This window comes from Acidovorax sp. HMWF018 (genome assembly GCF_003061035.1).
Classification (GTDB): domain Bacteria; phylum Pseudomonadota; class Gammaproteobacteria; order Burkholderiales; family Burkholderiaceae_C; genus Acidovorax; species Acidovorax delafieldii.
Window position 1 is genome coordinate 1 of the sequence record NZ_QAIM01000507.1, and the last position, 3,283, is coordinate 3,283.

Below are 3,283 nucleotides of genomic sequence, written 5' to 3' on the forward strand. Positions count from 1 at the left end.
GCCCCGCCCCGCCCCGCCTGCCCTCGCCGCAAGAGGTGTGTGCCGACGCCAACTTCCTGGCCCGCCCGATGTGTATTCACCAGGAATGCCAGAAACCGTCCCAGGCCAATCAAACTGTCTGCGTGGAAAACCGTCGCCGTTACGAGGCCGACGAGCAGCGCCGCCGCCAGACGCCGAACTGACCGGAGCAGGTGCCCTGAGGGCCGTGGCTGGGGTGCTCTTGCGCTAACGCATGGCTCTTTCGTATAATGGAAGGCTTCGCAGCGCTTTTGTGGTCCCGCGGCGAAGACTTTTTGCCACCTAAGAGGCTTCCTTCAGAGAAGCACCGACCGTGGAAAAGGGCCCGCCAAACCCTCTTTTGAAGAGAAAACTCATGACAACTACTTTCAGCGCAAAGCCCGCTGAGGTCGTGCACGAGTGGTTTGTGATTGACGCGACCAACAAGGTCCTCGGACGAGTAGCCAGCGAAGTTGCTCTCCGTTTGCGCGGCAAACACAAGGCCATTTACACGCCTCACGTCGATACCGGTGACTTCATCGTCGTTATCAACGCAGCCCAACTCAAGGTCACCGGCACCAAGTCCCTGGACAAGGTGTACTACCGTCACTCGGGTTATCCCGGCGGTATCACGGCCACGAACTTCCGCGACATGCAAGCCAAGCACCCCGGCCGCGCGCTGGAAAAGGCTGTCAAGGGCATGCTGCCCAAGGGTCCCCTTGGCTACGCGATGATCAAGAAACTCAAGGTGTACGGTGGTGCCGAGCATCCCCACACCGCCCAGCAGCCCAAAGTGCTGGAAATCTAAGGAGCCTTGAGATGATTGGTGAATGGAACAATGGCACCGGCCGTCGCAAGTCCAGCGTCGCCCGCGTGTTTCTGAAAAAAGGCTCCGGCAAGATCACGGTGAACGGCAAGGACATCCAGTCCTACTTCGGCCGCGAAACCTCGATCATGATTGCCAAGCAACCCCTGGCGTTGACCAACCATGTCGAAACTTTCGACATCCAGATCAACGTGCACGGTGGTGGTGAATCCGGCCAGGCTGGCGCTGCCCGCCACGGTATCACCCGCGCCCTGATCGATTACGACGCATCCCTCAAGCCCGTCCTGAGCCAAGCCGGCTTCGTGACCCGCGATGCCCGTGAAGTCGAACGTAAGAAGGTCGGTCTGCACTCCGCACGCCGCGCCAAGCAGTTCTCCAAGCGTTAAGCTGTGGCGCTGCCGGATGTTGCCTTGTGCAGCATCCACTGCAAGGCACTCCTTGCGAGTGCTTTACAGAGAAAAACCGCCTTCGGGCGGTTTTTTCGTTTATGGTGCGCTCTTTTCGTTTTTTTGGGAGGCCTTCCATGGTCCGCCTGTCGAGCCTATGCGCTTTCGCCTGCTTCGCCGTCGGTTGACCATCAGCGCCCCCCGGGTGGCCATCCGCAGCGCCTTGCCCTGGCCCTTTCGATGGCTGGCCCTGGCCGTGGTGATGGGTTTCTGCGCTGCCGTGGCGTTGTGGGCCTTTGAGTTCGGCAAATCCATTGCCGGGATCGATACCGTTTCGCGTGACGAAGTGGTCCAGATGAAGGCGGAGATCAGCCGCCTGCGCGAAGAGGGCCAGGAGCGCCAGACGGTGGCATTGACCGCCGAGAGCCTGCTGGCCACCGAGCGCGCTGCTAAGGAGAGCCTGATGGCCCAGGTGCGCCAGCTTGAAGCCGACAATCGCACGCTGCGCGAGGATCTGGGCTTCTTTGAAAAGCTGATCCCTGCGGCCAAGACCGATGGGCTGGCCATTCGCGCGCTGCAGGCTGAGGTGCTCGGCGGGATGCAGCTGCGTTGGCAGGTGCTGGTGATCCAGGCCGCCCGCAATGCGCCGGAGTTCAACGGGCGGCTGGAGTTGGTGCTGGTGGGCACTCTGGATGGCAAACCATGGGCACAGACCCAGCCACCCCAAGGCCAGTCGCTGCAGGTCAAACAATACCGCCGCATCGAGGGCGTGCTCGATCTGCCGCCCCAGGCCGTGGTAAAAACCGTGACCGCGCGCGTGCTGGAGGGAGCCACAGTACGCACCACCCAGACCATGGCCATCGAATAGTGCAAGGTGGACGGTGGATGCGCTGATCAGGTTTTGGCGCTCTCGCCCCGGCAATCCAGCCCCAGCTGCCACCCACAACCTGCCGCCTTGCTGGCACGAATTCCATCCCCAAGCGGGCCTTTGCAACCGCCTGGCACTTCAGGAGTCTTCCGACCATGTTCTCGCGTAAAAAGCAGCCACCCATCAAAAGCCTGGTGGCACAGGGCACCAAGATCGAAGGCAATGTGCATTTTGCCGAGGGCATGCGCATTGATGGCGATGTGGTCGGCGATATCCGGGCAGCGGCGGACCAGCCCAGCATCCTGGTGATCTCCGAAACCGCGCGGGTCGAGGGCGCGGTGCATGCCGACCACGTGATCATCAACGGCCAGGTGCTGGGCCCCGTGCATGCGGGCGAACTGTTGGAACTGCAGCCCAAGGCGCAGATCACCGGCAATGTGCATTACAAGGCGCTGGAGATGCACCAAGGCGCCGTGATCGCGGGGCAGTTGATCCCTACGGCGGTGCTGGTGGAGGAAAAGCCCCCACTGAAGTTAGCGTCAAACAGCCAGTGATCTGAATTCCCGAGAGGTTTGCAGTAGTATTCCCTGCAAACCCTGAACCCGGAGTACCCCATGAGCGCAGTTGCCGAAAACATCCAGACCGAAATGCCCGCCCCCATCCTGTTCACCGACAGCGCGGCGGCCAAGGTGGCGGACCTGATTGCCGAAGAAGGCAACCCCGAACTGAAGTTGCGGGTGTTTGTGCAAGGCGGCGGCTGCTCCGGCTTCCAATACGGCTTCACGTTCGATGAAATTACCAACGAAGACGACACCACCATGACCAAGAACGGTGTGTCGCTGCTCATCGACGCCATGAGCTACCAGTATCTGGTGGGTGCCGAGATCGACTACAAGGAAGACCTGCAAGGTGCGCAGTTCGTGATCAAGAACCCGAACGCCACCACCACCTGCGGCTGCGGCTCCAGCTTCTCGGCCTGAGGGGCACCGTGACAGGCGCAACCCTGCACCCCTGACTGAATCAACCGCCTTCGGGCGGTTTTTTCATGGGGCGCGTTCGTTTCGTTTGAAAACCCTGCAAACCATGCACCAGGAACCCTCCCAGAAAGTACTGCTGTGGCTGGTGGCCGTCGGCTTCTTCATGCAGACGCTGGACGCCACCATCGTCAACACCGCGCTGCCGGCCATGGCGCAGAGCCTGGGCGAG

At 61.2% G+C, this 3,283-nt stretch carries 5 protein-coding genes and 1 pseudogene; all 6 read left to right on the forward strand.

What is annotated here, in order from left to right; genetic code table 11:
• Positions 1–182: pseudogene (locus tag DBR23_RS31425) on the forward strand (hypothetical protein); the annotation flags it as partial.
• A gap of 191 nt (positions 183–373) precedes the next feature.
• Positions 374–805: a 50S ribosomal protein L13 gene (gene rplM, locus DBR23_RS21510; RefSeq protein ID WP_015015720.1), complete on the forward strand. Its 432-nt coding sequence runs from the start codon at positions 374–376 to the stop codon at positions 803–805.
• Between the two features lie 11 nt (positions 806–816).
• Complete coding sequence (gene rpsI / locus DBR23_RS21515) at positions 817–1,209, forward strand: 30S ribosomal protein S9 (protein ID WP_005798582.1); 393 nt, start codon at positions 817–819, stop codon at positions 1,207–1,209.
• A 157-nt stretch (positions 1,210–1,366) separates the two neighbouring features.
• A complete protein-coding gene (locus tag DBR23_RS21520; RefSeq protein ID WP_108499542.1) occupies positions 1,367–2,077 on the forward strand; it encodes a DUF6776 family protein in 711 nt (236 codons plus the stop codon).
• Between the two features lie 155 nt (positions 2,078–2,232).
• Entirely contained in the window at positions 2,233–2,631 is a 399-nt protein-coding gene (locus DBR23_RS21525; protein ID WP_060986949.1) for a polymer-forming cytoskeletal protein, read from the forward strand.
• 60 nt (positions 2,632–2,691) lie between these two features.
• Positions 2,692–3,057 carry an iron-sulfur cluster insertion protein ErpA gene (erpA, locus tag DBR23_RS21530; RefSeq protein WP_108499543.1) on the forward strand — a complete coding sequence of 122 codons (366 nt, stop codon included), beginning with the start codon at positions 2,692–2,694 and terminating at the stop codon, positions 3,055–3,057.
• Positions 3,058–3,283: the final 226 nt, after the last annotated feature.